Annotated in this window: 17 protein-coding genes; 15 read left to right on the top strand and 2 right to left on the bottom strand. The window is 64.3% G+C overall.

The features are described from left to right. Position 1 precedes the first annotated feature (1 nt). On the bottom strand, positions 2–1414 hold the full coding sequence (gene flgK, locus E3T43_RS06560; protein WP_134471753.1) for a flagellar hook-associated protein FlgK: 1413 nt from the start codon (positions 1412–1414) through the stop codon (positions 2–4). A gap of 10 nt (positions 1415–1424) precedes the next feature. Further along, positions 1425–1910 carry a flagellar export chaperone FlgN gene (gene flgN / locus E3T43_RS06555; protein ID WP_134471752.1) on the bottom strand — a complete coding sequence of 162 codons (486 nt, stop codon included), beginning with the start codon at positions 1908–1910 and terminating at the stop codon, positions 1425–1427. A 344-nt stretch (positions 1911–2254) separates the two neighbouring features. Here flgN and E3T43_RS06550 point away from each other — a divergent pair, with 344 nt between their 5' ends. From E3T43_RS06550 to E3T43_RS06480, 15 genes are all read left to right on the top strand, one after another. Continuing rightward, positions 2255–3121: a sigma-70 family RNA polymerase sigma factor gene (locus E3T43_RS06550; protein WP_134471751.1), complete on the top strand. Its 867-nt coding sequence runs from the start codon at positions 2255–2257 to the stop codon at positions 3119–3121. A gap of 129 nt (positions 3122–3250) precedes the next feature. Beyond that, complete coding sequence (locus tag E3T43_RS19560; RefSeq protein WP_134471750.1) at positions 3251–4567, top strand: flagellin; 1317 nt, start codon at positions 3251–3253, stop codon at positions 4565–4567. A gap of 158 nt (positions 4568–4725) precedes the next feature. Further along, entirely contained in the window at positions 4726–6093 is a 1368-nt protein-coding gene (fliD, locus tag E3T43_RS06540; RefSeq protein ID WP_134471749.1) for a flagellar filament capping protein FliD, read from the top strand. A gap of 8 nt (positions 6094–6101) precedes the next feature. Beyond that, positions 6102–6671, top strand: coding sequence for a flagellar export chaperone FliS (gene fliS, locus E3T43_RS06535; RefSeq protein WP_370449891.1), 570 nt, complete (start codon positions 6102–6104; stop codon positions 6669–6671). Positions 6672–6708: 37 nt separating this feature from the next. Further along, positions 6709–7095: a hypothetical protein gene (locus E3T43_RS06530; protein ID WP_134471748.1), complete on the top strand. Its 387-nt coding sequence runs from the start codon at positions 6709–6711 to the stop codon at positions 7093–7095. 188 nt (positions 7096–7283) lie between these two features. Continuing rightward, positions 7284–7625 carry a flagellar basal body protein gene (locus tag E3T43_RS06525; RefSeq protein WP_134443157.1) on the top strand — a complete coding sequence of 114 codons (342 nt, stop codon included), beginning with the start codon at positions 7284–7286 and terminating at the stop codon, positions 7623–7625. Next, a complete protein-coding gene (locus E3T43_RS06520) occupies positions 7625–8017 on the top strand; it encodes a flagellar basal body rod protein FlgC (protein ID WP_134471747.1) in 393 nt (130 codons plus the stop codon). Before E3T43_RS06525 ends, E3T43_RS06520 begins: the two co-directional genes overlap by 1 nt. Further along, on the top strand, positions 8017–8331 hold the full coding sequence (fliE, locus tag E3T43_RS06515) for a flagellar hook-basal body complex protein FliE (RefSeq protein ID WP_134471746.1): 315 nt from the start codon (positions 8017–8019) through the stop codon (positions 8329–8331). Before E3T43_RS06520 ends, fliE begins: the two co-directional genes overlap by 1 nt. Next, complete coding sequence (fliF, locus tag E3T43_RS06510) at positions 8331–9929, top strand: flagellar basal-body MS-ring/collar protein FliF (protein WP_134471745.1); 1599 nt, start codon at positions 8331–8333, stop codon at positions 9927–9929. Before fliE ends, fliF begins: the two co-directional genes overlap by 1 nt. Positions 9930–9970: 41 nt before the next feature. Then, complete coding sequence (gene fliG, locus E3T43_RS06505; protein WP_134471809.1) at positions 9971–11002, top strand: flagellar motor switch protein FliG; 1032 nt, start codon at positions 9971–9973, stop codon at positions 11000–11002. Then, positions 10992–11615, top strand: coding sequence for a FliH/SctL family protein (locus E3T43_RS06500; protein WP_166791249.1), 624 nt, complete (start codon positions 10992–10994; stop codon positions 11613–11615). The genes fliG and E3T43_RS06500 overlap by 11 nt, the downstream gene beginning before the upstream one ends. A gap of 65 nt (positions 11616–11680) precedes the next feature. Next, on the top strand, positions 11681–12979 hold the full coding sequence (locus E3T43_RS06495; RefSeq protein WP_134471743.1) for a FliI/YscN family ATPase: 1299 nt from the start codon (positions 11681–11683) through the stop codon (positions 12977–12979). Further along, positions 12979–13428 carry a flagellar FliJ family protein gene (locus tag E3T43_RS06490; protein ID WP_134471742.1) on the top strand — a complete coding sequence of 150 codons (450 nt, stop codon included), beginning with the start codon at positions 12979–12981 and terminating at the stop codon, positions 13426–13428. Before E3T43_RS06495 ends, E3T43_RS06490 begins: the two co-directional genes overlap by 1 nt. Next, complete coding sequence (locus tag E3T43_RS06485) at positions 13425–14069, top strand: C40 family peptidase (protein WP_134471741.1); 645 nt, start codon at positions 13425–13427, stop codon at positions 14067–14069. The genes E3T43_RS06490 and E3T43_RS06485 overlap by 4 nt, the downstream gene beginning before the upstream one ends. Further along, on the top strand, positions 14066–15607 hold the full coding sequence (locus E3T43_RS06480) for a flagellar hook-length control protein FliK (protein ID WP_134471740.1): 1542 nt from the start codon (positions 14066–14068) through the stop codon (positions 15605–15607). The genes E3T43_RS06485 and E3T43_RS06480 overlap by 4 nt, the downstream gene beginning before the upstream one ends. Positions 15608–15609 lie beyond the last annotated feature (2 nt).

Below are 15609 nucleotides of genomic sequence, written 5' to 3'. Positions count from 1 at the left end.
GTTACCTTCCCACCAGTCCGGTGCGGTTGATCAGGGTGTCAAGCATTTCGTCGATGGCGGTGAGCATACGAGCCGCACCCTGGTAGGCGTGCTGGTACATGAGTAAGCTCACGCTCTCTTCGTCGAGATCGACCGTGGAGTTTGCGAGCTGCCGACCCACGGCTGAATCCTGGGCGAGGCTGGCCAGGGACGCCGCCTGGAGCTCAGACCGCGTGTTGACCACGAAGCCGTTGACGAAAGTGAGCCAATTGGAGTCGGGAGAATCACTTTGGGTGCCGATCTGGGCAACCGCATCGGCCACGGATCCGTCAAAGGCTCCGCCGGTACCGGTACCGGCTCGCACGTCAGAGGTGCTCGTGGGTATCACGCGGAGCGAGAGCGCGGCCGACTCGGCGGTGAACTCAAAGAACGGGTCCGCATCGTCGGGGGAATAGGCAGCGTTGACCTGCGTGGCCAGGTCAGCCGCAAAATTGTTGTACGACGCTGCAGCTTCGGCGAGCATTCCGCCGGTCCCGTCGGCGTTGGCGGCAGTCAACAGCGATAGTGCGCCCGCCATCTCGCCGCCATCGAGGCCGACCGGTGTTGAAGATCCAGACCCCCAGGCGAGACCTACAGCACCGCCAGCCCCGCCGAGGCCAGCCAGCTTCATGGTGCCGGTCACGGTGACGGTCTTGGCGCCGAATTCTGAGACGATTGCGTTGCCGCCGATAAAGACGCTGACGGTGCCATTACCTTGGTCGCGCACGGTGGCTCCGGTAAGCGCTGACATAGTCGTGGTGAGCTGGGTGCGTTCGTCAAGCAATTCGTTGGCATTACCGCCACCCGTGAGCACAGCCAGAATCTTCGCGTTCAGCACGTCGATCTGCTCGGCTGAGCTGTTCAGCTCGGCGGCCATGGTGTCGAGTTCGCCGCGCACGCTGTTCCACTCTGCCTCGACAGCGCGGTACCCGGCAGCGATCTGATTGGTGAGTGCTCCCGCCCCAACCAACAGCAGCGCGGCAGGGGAAGCCTGGTCTGCGCTGTTGCTGAGGTCTGCCCAGGCATCCCAGAAATCCTGCAGCTGCGCTGAGATGCCGTCGTCGCCGGGTTCGCGAAACGAGCCCTCGACCACGCTGAGCGCATTCGCTCGAACGGCGGTGTATCCGGCCGAGTTGGCTGCGGCTCGTACGTGGGCATCGAGTTGAGCACTCGCGAGGCGAACGATTCCGGTAACCGTGACCCCCGCGCCCGGCGAGAAGGCGTTATTGGCCAGAACGCCGGTCTGGGCAAGGGCGCTTGTCGAGTTCGTGGATAAGCGCTGTCGGGTATAGCCATCGGTGTTCGCATTGGCGATATTCTGCCCAACCACGTCGAGCCCGGCGCGAGCGGCTACCAGACCGGAATAAGCGGTGTTCAGACCACTGAATGTACTCACGCGCTGTGCCTCACAGGTTCTGGTCCATCATGGTCGCCCCGTTGCCGGTGGTGCCGGTGGCACCCTGGGCGTTGTAGGTCTTCGTCTCAGCTGTCGACGACACGACCGATTCCTGGGCCGACCGGGCGGCCACCCGAAGAAAATTTTCGTTCACGTCGCGCAACTCTTTGATCTGCGCAGTCAGGGTGGACATCGCTTTCAGGTGTGCGTTGAGAATCTCGCCCCACGGGCCAGCCGGAGCGTGCAGCACGAGTTCGCGAAGGGTGGCCTCAGCGTCGGTGCGCCATTCGTTGGCGACCGCGGCAACCTGTACTGAACGGCTCAGGGTGGCCTCGCGCACCAGGTTGAGCACTTGCTCTACCTCCCGGGTGGCGTGTTGCAGCCACCTGGACTTTCCGCTCTCCAGCAGCAGGTGTTCCTCTTCGAGCTTGAAGATCAAAAGCTCGAGCAATTCACGCTCGCGCCACAACATCGCGGACAGCTCGTTCGCGCCCATTCATTCCTCCACACATTTCCGCTACTGGTTCAGGAACGCAATCTAATTCCCTCAGTTGAAGATCACTATCGGCTGCACCCGGCAGATTGTTAGAAAGAACTCAGACATATGCCGCGCACAAACGCCCGGTCTGTCCGCAAAAGAGAGGACACCCACATACCACTTTGGGGGGTACTCACTATGTCTATTGGGGGTATTGTCCTGATAGATTACAGAGTGACAGGTCGATTCGCTCGAAGTCAGCCCCAAATACAGGGGGTCCTGTGCGCTACCAGACGACGCTGTCACCTCGTGTGTCACTGGCGAGAGCGCAGGCGAATTCTGAACACCCGGGGGATCGGCATATGAGTACCGCAGGCGACGCGCGCGTTCAACCGCCCGCCCCGCGTCTCAACCGCAACGAGCGGAACCGCCTGGTGGTCGAGAACCTGCCCCTGGTTGGCTACCTGGTCTCTGAGGTCTGGGCTAAAGCCCGGCACCTGTCCCGGGACGACCTCGCCTCGGCCGGGTCTGTCGCCTTGATCACATCGGCGGATTCCTTCAACCCGGCCCTTGGCATCCCCTTCGGCGCTTTCGCCCGCCGACGCATCATCGGTGCCTTCGCCGATGAGATGCGTTCGAGCGACTGGGCCAGCCGCTCCGCCCGGCGCCGTATCAAAGAAACACTGGGTGTACAAGAGGCGCTCTCGGGCGCTCTCGGCCGCAAGCCCAGCATCGACGAGATTGCCTCCGCCCTCGGAGTGGATCGGGACACCGCCGTGGCCGGCCTCACCGATGCCGCCCGCACCGTCTCTACCCTCGACGAGACAACTATCGATCTCATCGTGGCCGACATCATGCTGCCCGAAGAGGCGCTGCTGGCCGAAGAGCAATCGGTCTACCTGCGGGCATCCGTTGCGGCCCTGCCCGACAGCATGCGCCGAGTGATCGAACAGGTCTACTTCGAAGACCGCTCGGTCAAAGACATCGCCGCCGACCTCGGCACCACCCACTCCGCCGTCTCGCAGACGCGCGCCGAGGGCATTCGTCTGCTGCGCGACGGGCTGGGCACACATTATGCCGACGATGCCGAGGCCATTCACGTGCCGCAGTCCCGCATTGCGCCGGCGCGCCGGGCTGCCTACCTCGCTCGGCTTGCCGCGACGGCGAATGGCGATATCGCCCGGGCAGCGGATGCCCGCGAACTCGAATACAAAAACGTCGCCTCGTAGCCGGTCGGTATCAGAATTTCTCCGCGAGTTTCTGCAGTCTGCTAACGGATGCTCCGCGAGGGTCGATAGCTACGAACGCAGGCCCATGGATGGGCCCGCGTATCGACACCCAATCACGGAGGATTCATCATGGGCATGCAAGTCAACACCAACCTGGTCGCCAACAACGCGTACCGCAACCTCAGCAACACCCAGAACGACCTGTCCAAGTCGCTCGAGAAGCTCTCCAGCGGCCTGCGCATCAACCGCGCTGCCGATGACGCGGCCGGCCTCGCAATCTCCGAAGGCCTCAAGTCGCAGGTCGGTGGCCTCACGGTTGCCGCCCGCAACGCGCAGGACGGCATCAGCGTTCTGCAGACTGCAGAAGGCTCGCTGAACGAGGTCACCTCCATTCTGCAGCGCATGCGTGACCTCGCCGTTCAGGCCGGTAACGACTCGAACAGTGCGCAGTCGCGTGACGCGATCACCACTGAGGTCGTTGCCCTGAACGCAGAGCTCGTGCGCATCAAGGACTCGACGAACTTCAACGGCACCAAGCTGTTGGATGGTGCCACCACGGCAAACCCGACCAGCGTTTTGAACTTCCAGGTCGGCGCGGATGGAAATTCGGCCAGCCAGATCGGGGTCAGCCTCGCCTCCAGCGACATCGGACTGGTGTCGGACGCGCTCAAGTTCGGCACTGAACTGGGCGATACCCTGTCCACAACCCGACTGGATGTTAACACAGCGACGATTCTGGCTGACGCCACATTTGCTGTTGCCGCAAAGACAACACCAGCGGTCGCTGCGCATGTTGGAACTGCCGAACTGCTCTTCACGACCGGCAACACCACAATATCCGTCGGGATCGACACCGACATCACAAACAAGGAGGAGCTCGCTGCAGCGCTCAATGCGGACGCAGACTTTGCCGGTTCTTACACGGCAGACTACAGCGAAGTCCGCGATGCTACCGGAACCGTTACCTCGACATCCCTGGTAGTCACAGCACGAGACATAGCGACCGAGGCAAATGACCCGACCAGCACACGGGCCATTGCCATCAGCTTGCGAACCGCTGAACACCTGGAAGCAACAACCCAGACCACAACCACGCAGAACGGAACGGCTCAAACCGGTGGCGTTGAATCGAGGACCGCGATTCTGCTGGGCTTCGACACCGCAGCGAACGCTCAGGCGTCCATCTCCGCGATCGACGCCCAGATCACGGCCGTCTCCACGGCCCGTGCCGAGCTCGGTGCGTACCAGAACCGGTTCGAGAGCGTCATCAAGAACCTGGCCGTCTCGAAGGAGAACCTCACCGCTGCCGGTTCGCGCATTCGCGACACCGATATGGCCTCCGAAATGGTCAACTTCACCCGCAACAACATCCTGGCTCAGGCAGGTACCGCCATGCTCGCGCAGGCGAACCAGTCCAACCAGGGCGTGCTGCAGCTCCTGCAGTAACCCACACCGGCTCACTCTGAGCTGAACCGCACACGCTTTTCTGTGCGAACAACACGGTGGTGCTGCGACGATTGTCGCGGCACCACCGTGTCTCACCACCTCGAACGGGCTCGACCAGGGCCGCACGCTTTGCCTTTCGCAGCTCAAAAGGAGCCAGCATGTCGCTCGCCATCGACGGCCTTGTCAGCGGTCTGGACACCACGTCCCTCATCAACTCCCTCATGCAGCTCGAGGCCGTGCCTCAGTCGCTGCTTAAGAGCAAGGTCTCCGAGTCACAGACCTTCATCACTGCTTTGCAGGGGCTGAACTCCGCCGTTGCGAGCCTCGCCACAACCGCGGCCACAGCCGCCAAGAGCGATTCGCTCGATCTCTTCTCCGCCAGCAGCAGCTCCAGTAAACTCACCGCTACCGTAGCCACGGGCGCGAGCGCCAGCCAGATCGACATCGTCGTCGACCGCACGGCGCAGAGTCAGGTCTCGGTCTCTGACGCCATGCCCGCCTGGCCGGGCGCCAACTTCACCATCACGAGCGCCTCGGGTGGGTCTACCTTCATCGGTGCGAGCTCGGGCAACCTCGACGACGTCGTCGCGGCGGTCAACTCGGCCGACGCCGGCGTCAAAGCCGTCAAGGTGTCGGCCGGTACCGTCGACGGCGTGCCGCAGTTTCGTCTGCAGTTCACGGCGACGAGCACAGGCGCCGCCAGCGCATTCACTATTACACAGCCGACCAATGGCACAGCTGCCACAACAGACCCTGCAATGACCGGTCTCACCACCACTCGCACGGCAGAAGATGCGGCGGTGACGCTCTGGGCCGGCACTTCGGCCGCGCAGACCATCACGTCTTCGACAAATAATTTCGAGAACCTGCTTCCCGGTGTCTCGGTCACCGTGAGCGGGGCGTCGACCGACCCGATCTCCCTCACCGTAGCCCGCAACACCTCGGGGGCCAGCAAGATCGCCGAGACCCTGGTGAGCTCGCTCAACACGGTGTTTGCCAACATCTCCACCAAGAGTGCTGTGGTCAACAGCACCGACAGCGGTGGCAATCCCATCGTCTCGGGCGGCGTCTTCACCGGTGACAGCAGCGTGCGCGACGTCGGCCAGCGCCTACTCCTGGCCGCTTCGATGCCCGTGAACGGCAGGTCTCCCTCGGAGATCGGCATCAGCATCACCCGCAATGGCACCATGGAGTTCGACTCGGCGAAGTTCTCGGCCGCGTTGATCGCCGATCCCGAGGCCGTGCAGGCAACGCTCACCGAGATCGCCAGCAGGGTTGAAGCGGCCGCCAAGTCCGCTTCAGACAAGTACGACGGCCAGATCACCTCGCGCATCACCGGCCAGGAATCCATGGTCAAAGACCTCGGCAGCCAGATCGAGAACTGGGACCTGCGACTCGCCTCGCGTCGCTCGGGCCTGGAGCGCACGTACTCCGCCCTTGAAGTGCAGCTGAGTGCTCTCAACTCGCAGCAAGACTGGCTCACGTCGCAGATCGCCTCATTGCCCAGCTACAACTCGGGCAAGTGATCTGAGCCGTGTCGCATCCACTCTTTCAGCGCAACCCGTTTCGCATGGTGACGCCCGTTCCACGCGCGGCACAGCCAACGCCGTTGCCCGTCGTGCCGCGACCAGTGGCTCAGTTGTCATTCGGTGCGCGCCCGGTTCCTACTCCAGGGCTGTCAGATGCTGCGCGCAGTCAACGCGCCCGGTATACCCGCGACGCCGTGCTCTCGGCCAGCCCGGCGCGCCTGCTCACCATGCTCTATGACCGACTGCTGCTCGACCTCAATCGGGCGGAGTCAGCGCAGCTCGCCGAGGATTGGGCGACGGCGTCGAACAACCTCATTCACGCCCAGGCCATTGTCTCTGAGCTGGCCTCTACCCTCAAGGTTGAGGCATGGAATGGGGGAGCTGGCCTGTTCGCCCTATACACCTACGTCTCCAATGCACTGATGGGTGCCAACACTCTGCGCGACGTGCGCCGCACCCGAGAGAGCATCGCCCTGCTCGAACCGCTGCGCCAGACCTGGCATGAGGCCGCCGATCTGCTCGCCGACGCGCCATCGCGCACCGTCGTTCCCGGCGGGGACCTCGGAATTGGCTAACCACGCGGCAGCGCACCAGCAGCCAAAAGCGCCAACCGTGGTCAACGACGTGGAAGCCATCGTAGAGATCAGCCTGGTCGATTCGCCGGAACACCGCAACTGGTTGCTGGTGCTCGAGCAGATGGAGTCTGGCCTGGATCGGGCCTCCCGCACGGCAACGCTCGGTCGGCTTGCTACGGTGACCGCCGCGGCCGCTGAAGAATTGGCCGCTCCGACACCGTCAGCCGAATGGAAGCTGCCGTCGGCCGAATTAGGTCAGATTCCTGCCGAGTTGGTCGAACGTGCCCGCGACGTGCTCATCAACCAACAGAAGCTGATCGGCGAGATTCGCCAGGCCCGATCGGCGATCGCCCTGCACCTCGCTGCGGTGCGCACGGTGCAACAGGGAACCGGGCAGTCCATCTACGTGGATGTGACTAGCTGACTCGGCCGGCACTGATTCGCTTCGTGTGTGGCGGTCTCGACTGAACCAGGCGAAGATTTGTTTCGTCTTTTCTCGGAGAACTCCTAACGCAGTGTCGTAGTCGGCCGATAGGTTTTTTCGAGCGTGGAACGCTCGAACATGCAGGCCACGGACAGGCCACCGATTTTTTGATGACGAAGTGAGTCTCCGTGCTTGAATCCGTGACATCCTCAGCCATGGCTAGTGCGCTTGACGGCCTGGCCATGCGGCAGCGTGCTATCGCCAGCAATATCGCCAATGTGAACACGCCGGACTACCATGCCCAGCGTGTGACCTTTGAGAGTGCCTTGGCCCGCTCAGTGGAAGATGGCAGTGGTCGAGTCGCGCCAACGACCGAGCGCTCGCTCGAGCCCACCCGCCTCAACGGCAACAACGTGAACCTCGATACCGAGACGCTCAGTAACGTCGATACCGTTCTGCGCTATCAATTTGCCGCCCGGGCCGTGGAAGGCCCATTCACCTCCCTGCGAACAGCGATCAAGACCAACTGATGACGTTCGACGCGATCGGAATCGCGGGCTCGGGCCTCACCCTGCACCGCAAATGGCTCGACGCGGTTTCCGACAACATGGCCAACGCGAACAACGTATCTGCCATGGACGACGACGCCTTTCAAGCGCGGTACATTCTCGCCCAGCAGGGCGAGAACAGCGAGGGGGCCTATGTGGCGGGCACGGTGTACGGCGATGCAGAGGGGCGCGTGGTCTTCCAGCCCGACCATCCGCTCGCCGATGAGGCCGGTTACGTGCGCTACCCCGACGTAGATCTCGGGGAACAGATGGGCATGCTCATCATGGCCCAGCGGGGCTACCAAGCGAATGCGGCCGTGGTCGACCGAGCCAAGACAATGTATGAATCAGCTCTTCAGATTGGTCGTTCCTAATGCCGCTCAGCGCCGTCAACATGGTCACCGCGACTACCGGCACCGGGTATCTGCCCTCCGTCACCAGCGCCCAGAACACGCAGTCGACCGATGGTTCAGATTTTGCCAGCACTCTCGGTGGGGCCATGGAGGGGCTGCAGCAGCTGCAATCGACCTCGAACACGCTCGCCATCTCGGCCGTCACGGGCGACCTCAACGACATTCACAACGCCACCATTGCCAGTTCGCGGGCCCAGGTGACTCTCGAACTGGTCTCGGCCATCCGCAACAAGGGCGTCGACGCCTTCACTGAGATTATGCGGATGCAGGCCTGATGCCCGCTCCGATCTCCGCCGCCTTCGGCCGTTTCGGGCGCGCTGTCCGCGAATTCACCGTCGCCCAGCGCACGGTTGCCATCATCGGCATTGCTGTTCTCGTGCTGGGAATTGCAGCATTAGCGATGTGGGCGGTCAAGCCCAACTACACGCCTCTGTTCTCCGGACTGAGCGGTGCAGACGCGAGCACCATCGTCGAACAACTGAGTACTGACGGCGTGCCCTATGAACTCAGCGACGGCGGAGCGACCATTCTGGTGCCCGAGGCTGACGTCTACGACCAGCGGCTCAAGAGCGCTGCTGCCGGCCTCCCGTCGGACAGCACCGGGGGATACTCCCTCCTCGACACGATGGGTGTGACCTCGTCGGAATTCCAACAGTCGGTCACCTATAAGCGCGCCATCGAGGGCGAGCTGGCCCGTACCATCAGCTCCCTCGACGGCGTACAGACTGCCTCGGTGCGTCTGGCGATTCCTGAGGCCAGCGTGTTCGTCTCGGAGACCAACGACCCGACGGCATCCGTGTTTGTGCAGACCAAGAGCGGTGTGACCCTCAGCAGCAGCCAGGTGCAGGCCATTGTTCACCTCACCAGTGCGTCGATCGACGGCATGAAGTCGTCGGACGTAGCCGTCGTCGACGCTGCCGGAACCGTGTTGTCGGCCGTAGGCGTCGGAGCCACCGGTACGGCCGGCCAGCAGGCATCTGACTACGAAACCCGTGTGAGCGGGGCCGTGCAGACCATGCTGAACCGGGTTGTCGGGGCCGGTAACGCAACCGTCGTCGTGACGGCCGACATGAGTACGGAGTCGGCCTCGCGCGTTGAGGAGGTGTTCACGACCCCTGACGACGCACCGGCGCTCACCGAGACGGTCGACACCGAAACGTACGCCGGTACCGGAGGAGGCGCCGCCGGCGTTCTCGGGCCGGACAATATCGCCGTGCCTGACGGTGCAACCGGTGACGGCACCTTTGCGTCGGAGTCAACCGTGCGCGACAACGCCATCAACAAGGTCACCGAATCGCGGACCATTCCCGCCGGTGCTGTCACCCGCCAGACGGTGTCGGTGGCGATCAATGCCGACGCGGCCGCCAACGTCAACCTCGCCGACCTCACTGCCCTTGTTTCGACGGCGGCCGGTATCGACGTGATCCGCGGCGACGCCGTCACGGTCGAGGCGATCGCCTTCGACACGACCGCGGCCGACGCTGCCGCCGCGGCCATTGCCGAGGGGACCGCAGCCGAGGCGTCAGCCCGACTGGTCCAGATGGTGACCGTGGGCATCATTGCTGTGTCAATTCTGCTGGCCATTGTCGCCGGTCTCGTGATCTACGCACGACGTTCCAAGCGGATGAGCCGCGAAAGCCTCGACATCGGCGACCTTGCCGGCGAACGGGGCGCCCTCGGGGCGCCGACCGTGGCACTCAGCCTGGAAGGCATCGATGCCCCGCTGGAACTGGCCCCGGTGGTGGTTCCCATCGTGCGCGAACCGTCGATCACCGACCAGCAGCGCGCCGACATTGACGCGCTCGCCCTGCGTGACCCGCAGAAGACCGCTGAATACCTGCGAACCCTCATGGACGATCGGGAGATGGCATGACCGGCACAGTAATCGACGCCGCGACTGATGAGACCGTTGTGATGCCCGCCGTCGCCGTGGCTGCTGCCGCGCAACTCACCGGCAGTCAAAAAGTCGCCGTCGTGCTGCTGAACATGGAGCGCACCCGAGCGACGTCGGTCATGAAGCAGTTCTCCGACGAGGAAGCCGAGGCGGTTGCGGCGGAGATCGTGCAGCTGAGCCGCGTCGATAGCATGGTCGCTGCTTCTACCATCAACGAATTCCACGGCATCACCGTCACCGGCGGGCAACTCGCCCGCGGCGGACACGACTTCGCGGTCGGCTTGCTGGAGGCGTCGTTCGGTGCCGAGCGTGCCGCCGGCGTGATGACCCGGGTAGCCACCTCGATGGCCGGTAAGGCCTTCGAATTTCTCGATGCTGCCGATCCAAGCCAAGTGCTGTCGCTGCTTGACGGTGAGATGCCGCAGACCATCGCGCTCGTGCTCGCCCACCTGCGGCGCGAACAGGCCTCCGCAGTCTTCAGCGGCATGGAACCGGCGCTGCGCACCGAGGTCGCCCTGAGCATCGCAAGCATGGGCAGCGCGGCGCCGGAGGCCGTGCGGATCGTCACCGATATCCTCAAGCTCCGAGCCGGTTCCTTCGTCGGCTCCCGTGAAGCCCTCGAGGTTGCCGGTGGCGTACAGCCGCTGGTCGAGATTATCAACCGTACCGATGTCGCCACGGAACGTGCTCTGCTCGAAGCCCTCGACCTGCGCGACCCCGAACTTGCCGTCGAAGTGCGTTCCCACATGCTCACCTTCGTCGACATCATCAAGCTCGACAGCAGAGATGTGCAGAAGGTACTGCGTGGTATCGATACCAAGATGCTCTCGATCGCCATGAAGGGTGCACCCGAAGCCGTCGTCGAGGTCATCCGTGCCAACCTCTCGGAGCGTAACCGCAGCATCCTCGATGACGAAGCCAGCCGACCCGGAACGATCCGCATGCGTCAGATCGACGATGCCCGTGCCGAGATCGTGCGCTCCATCCGCAGTCTTGAGGCGCAGGGCCTCATCACCGTGCAACGCGGGGAGGAAGAGATCTTTGAGAACTAACGGTGCCTTCTCCAGTCTGTCCTTTCCCGAGCTGTCGGCCAAGATCGACGTCGACCAGGCAGCGCTCGATCATGCCCGCGGACATGCAGCGGGGTACACGGAAGGACTGCGAGCCGCAGCCGTGGAAGTCGCCGCCCAGGCGGAATTCGCGCGGGCGGAACAACGAGCCGCGTTGGTGGACATCGAGCAGCAGCTGGCCACCCGGGTTGCGGCACTGGCCGTAGCGAGCCGAGCTATTTCGGCAACGGTGTTTCCGATCCTGTCCGAGGCCGAGAGCATGCTCATCGTTGCCGCCGTCGATCTCGCGGAGGCCGTGCTGGCGACCGAGCTCGCTTCGACCGGTTTCGACGGCGCTCGTCAGGCACTCGATCGCGTGCTCAACGACCTCGAGAACATCGAATACGCCGACCTGCACACCGTGCGAATGCACCCCGCCGACCTCGCCGACATCGAACCGAAGGACCGTCTGGCAACGGGCGTCACCTTCATCGCCGACTCGGCTCTGGCGCGCGGCGATGCGATCGCCGAGTTTCCCGACGGCATTCTCGACGCCCGAATCGGCACCGCTTTCGCTCGGGTGAAGTCCGTGCTCCTCGCCGGGTTGCCGTGTTGACCGCCACTACGCTTGCGAAACGCTCCGCCGTCACTGTGGATAGCGGAGAGGGTTGGGAACCACGGATGCGCGTGGGGACGTCATCGATTGTTGCTCGCCCGGAACGCCTGGGAGTGGTTTCGACCTTGGTCGGGCTCGGTGTCGAGGTTCGCGGCATCCGTGCCGCCATCGGCGACTTTGTCGTGCTCGGCGACGACATCCAGGTTGATGCTGAAGTGGTTGCGATCACGCGGGAGGGTATCCGTTGCATGCCGCTGGGAATCACCACCGGTCTCACCGTCGGCTCCGCCGCACGGTCGGCCGGCAACCCGCAGCGCATTCCGACCGGTACGGGACTCTTTGGTCGGGTACTGGATGGTCTCGGCCGGCCGATCGACGGCAGGGGACCGCTCGTGAGTGGGCCGCGGGTGGGTTTCGACAATCGCAGTCCCTCGGTTATGCACCGCGCTCGCATCGATACCCCGTTGCACCTTGGAGTGCGCGCGCTCGATACCCTCACAACGGTGGGTCGTGGACAACGTCTGGGTCTCTTCGCGGGTTCCGGAGTGGGAAAGTCCTCACTACTGTCGATGATTGCGCGCGGAACCGAGGCCGAAGTGTCGGTGATCGCCCTGGTCGGCGAGCGTGGCCGTGAAGTACGCGAGTTTCTCGAAGACGACCTCGGCGCTGAGGGCCTCGCCCGGTCGATTGTGGTTGTCTCCACCTCCGACGAACCGGCCATGATGCGGTTGCGCGCAGCGTTCACAGCAACACGGATAGCTGAGTCCTTCCGTGACCAGGGTGCCCACGTCATGCTCATGATGGATTCCATCACCCGGGTTGCCATGGCTCAACGTGAAATCGGTCTTTCCGTCGGCGAGCCACCCGCCACGCGCGGCTATCCACCGTCGACGTTCTCCGTGCTGGCGCGACTCCTCGAGCGGGCGGGAACGGCCGAGACCGGTTCGATCACGGGAATCTATTCGGTGCTCGTCGATGGCGACGACCACAACGAGCCCATCGCTGACGCTGCTCGGTCAATTCTCGACGGACACGTCGTGCTCGACCGCAAACTCGCCGTGGCCGGTCATTTTCCGGCGATCGACGTGTTGGCGTCGATCTCTCGAGTGGCGTCCAAGGTGAACCCGAGCGAGCGAACGCAGCTGGCCGCGCAGCTGCGTCAGGTTCTGGCGGCACGGAGCAACGCCCAGGACCTGCTCGACGTCGGTGCCTATCAGCCCGGCACCAACCCGCTCGTTGACGCTGCTGTCTTGCACGAGAGCGCCATCAACGCGTTTCTGCAACAGCGAATGGATGACCAAACGCCGGCGGCTATCGCCTGGGACCGACTCGGGCAGCTCACCGGAAGCCTGGGGATGCGTTGATGCAACGACTTTTTCCCCTGGCCGGACTGCTACGCCTGCGCCATCTGGAGCAAGACCGCGCTGCGGGCGAGCTCGCCGAAGCCCACCACCGATCTCGCATGCTGGAGGACCGGCGCGCCCGCACGCGCGAGCAGTTGCACGGCTCCCTCGGCAACCCCACCAACGTCAGGGGTCTCAACGCTCTTGCGGCCGCGCGAGCATCGTCGCGCAGCATGCTCGCCGACCTTGATGCCCTGGGCCGCACCCATGCCACCGCATTGGCGAGCGCACAGGCCGCATTCGCCACCGCCCGAGCCGCTTCCATAGCCCTGGAAAAGCTCGAGGTTCGCCACACCGAGGCTGTGCGTGCGGAAGACCTGCGCGAGGAGCAGGCCGTGCTCGACGAGATCTCGGCAACGCGTTGGCACCGAGACCGAACCGAATCCGAGACCGAAGGGAGAGACGCATGAGCATGGTTGACGCTATGGGGCGAATCGATCAAATCCAGGCCCGCCTCTTGCAGCTCGCACAGGGACAGAATGTGCGCGCCCAGGCCGCTGCACCGGCGACAAGCGCCTCGGCCACGACGTTTGCCTCGAGCCTCTCTGACGCGATGGCGACGTCGGGTGCGACGGCGGGTTCAACCGTCGCAAATCCCGCCGCTGTGATCGGAAGTGACGTGGCCGCGGCCGCCCAGAAGTACCTCGGAGTGCCCTACGTGTTCGGCGGTGAAGACGCTTCGGGAATGGACTGTTCGGGACTCGTGCAGAAGGTTTTCGCAGACCTCGGAATCGAGGTTCCACGACTTGTCTCCGGGCAGATGACGATCGGCACCGAGGTCGCATCCCTGGCCGAGGCCCGACCGGGCGACCTCATCGTCACCGGCGGTGGCGACCACATTCTCATCTATGCCGGCGATAACAAGGTCATTCACGCGCCGTATCCCGGCCGCTCTGTGTCGCTCGTCGACGCGTACATGACGGATGCCCAGATCACCACAATCCGCCGGGTCATACCCGCTGAGGCGACCGCGGTGGCCGCTTCCTCGACGGGCGCCAGCACAGATATCGTCACGGCCGCGCTGGCAGCGCTAGCCCGGAATGGAGCATGATGAACAACCAGCTCGGACTGCTCCGCCCGTCGGCCGTGCCTGCGGGATCGTCGACGGCGCCCGGTACCCTCGGTCGGAACGAGCCGAAAACGGGCGCGGGCGAGATATTCGGAACGGCGATGCGCGATGCCGTGGAGACCGCCCAGGCGTCACGTCGTGACGTTCACCAGCAGCAGGCCTTGGCCACCCGGAACGCGGTGGCTGTTCGGGAGCGTTTGACGAGCGATGCGTACACCGCGCGCGCTGCGGTATCCGATTCGATGCGGGGCCAGCGCTCGGCGGCGTCGGAGACGGCAGCAGCAGCTGCAGATGTACAAGCGGGGGAACGGGGGGGAGAGTCGTCGGTCGACCGCGCACGATCTGTGTCTGCTGAGAACGAACCGTCCGACAGCACCGGAGAGGCCGCGCCGGTCACTGAGGCACCGACGAACTCACTGGCGGCGCGTATTGCCGAGCCTGAGCCGGCATCCGTACAGGCTGCTTTCCCGCTGCCCGTGGCCGATGAGGTAGACGCAACGAACTCGGCACTGATCCCGCCGGTAGCGTCGTCCACGTCGCTCCAGACGCTCGACGTGCCGGAGATGTCGGAGCGCGCTGCCGTCGCGCCCACGGATACTCGTGCCGATGCGAGTGGGGCATCCGTTCTGACGACCGTTGGAGGCGCCAACGCGACCCAGACGACCGCCGGAGGAACCGCCGTGGCAACGTTGGCCGCAACCGCGCCTGTCGTTCGTGCTGCGGTGCCGATGGCCACCACTCGTGGTGGTGACCAGACCGACAAGGCATTTGGCGCTGCCGCGCCGACCCCGGCATCGACTATTACTGCTGCTGCTACCGCTGCGCTACTCGCTGGCTCGGCGCCGGCGCTGGCCGTCAACCCTGACGCTCCCGTCGCTCCAGCACCAGCACGCGACACGTCGACCGCGTCGGCAACAGTGCCGCCCGTGCTCGCGACAGCTACCGGTGCAGCGGTGACCACCGCTGTTCCGTTGATCGGCGGCGACGCCGTCACGGCGCCGTCGACGGCACCTGCGGCGAACGTCGCGGTTGTCATGCCTGCACCCGCCTCCCTGTCAGCCGCGACCGCGGTCGCACCGGTTGCAGCAACCGCCCCCCAGCCGCCCGCTTTGGCCGCGCAGGTCACTCGGGCGCTGTTCACCCTCGTGGGCGTGGCACCGGGGGAGCACACCATGGTGGTGAAGGTCACGCCCGAGAATTTGGGGCCACTCACCGTGCGGGCCCACATCACACCCGACGGAATGCGACTTGAACTCTTCGCGCCGACCGAGCAGTCTCGGGAAGCCCTGCGCGCGCTCTTGCCCGATCTGCGTCGCGACGTTTCCGGTTTCGGAGCGAACGCCCAACTCGACCTCTCTTCAGAGAACGAACCGGAACACACCGATCGCGGTTCTGGAGATGACCGGCCGGGCGAGCGCCGCCCAGGCGGATCAGAAACGGATGCCCCGCGTACCTCCTCCATTCGCACCCTGCCGTCCGCCCTATTCGGACCGACATCAACCATCGACGTATTGGCTTAAGG

This window comes from Cryobacterium sp. Hh7 (assembly GCF_004403155.1).
In the GTDB taxonomy this organism is placed as follows: Bacteria; Actinomycetota; Actinomycetes; order Actinomycetales; family Microbacteriaceae; genus Cryobacterium; species Cryobacterium levicorallinum.
This window is presented reverse-complemented; position numbering and strand designations above follow the sequence as displayed.

Bases quoted from the DNA above. Each gene is read 5' to 3' on its own strand.
- flgN (WP_134471752.1), bottom strand. From the start codon at position 1,910: ATGGGCGCGAACGAGCTGTCCGCGATGTTGTGGCGCGAGCGTGAATTG.
- E3T43_RS06550 (WP_134471751.1), top strand. From the start codon at position 2,255: ATGAGTACCGCAGGCGACGCGCGCGTTCAACCGCCCGCCCCGCGTCTC.
- E3T43_RS19560 (WP_134471750.1), top strand. From the start codon at position 3,251: ATGGGCATGCAAGTCAACACCAACCTGGTCGCCAACAACGCGTACCGC.
- fliD (WP_134471749.1), top strand. From the start codon at position 4,726: ATGTCGCTCGCCATCGACGGCCTTGTCAGCGGTCTGGACACCACGTCC.
- E3T43_RS06520 (WP_134471747.1), top strand. From the start codon at position 7,625: ATGACGTTCGACGCGATCGGAATCGCGGGCTCGGGCCTCACCCTGCAC.
- fliE (WP_134471746.1), top strand. From the start codon at position 8,017: ATGCCGCTCAGCGCCGTCAACATGGTCACCGCGACTACCGGCACCGGG.
- fliF (WP_134471745.1), top strand. From the start codon at position 8,331: ATGCCCGCTCCGATCTCCGCCGCCTTCGGCCGTTTCGGGCGCGCTGTC.
- fliG (WP_134471809.1), top strand. From the start codon at position 9,971: ATGCCCGCCGTCGCCGTGGCTGCTGCCGCGCAACTCACCGGCAGTCAA.
- E3T43_RS06495 (WP_134471743.1), top strand. From the start codon at position 11,681: ATGCGCGTGGGGACGTCATCGATTGTTGCTCGCCCGGAACGCCTGGGA.
- E3T43_RS06490 (WP_134471742.1), top strand. From the start codon at position 12,979: ATGCAACGACTTTTTCCCCTGGCCGGACTGCTACGCCTGCGCCATCTG.
- E3T43_RS06485 (WP_134471741.1), top strand. From the start codon at position 13,425: ATGAGCATGGTTGACGCTATGGGGCGAATCGATCAAATCCAGGCCCGC.
- E3T43_RS06480 (WP_134471740.1), top strand. From the start codon at position 14,066: ATGATGAACAACCAGCTCGGACTGCTCCGCCCGTCGGCCGTGCCTGCG.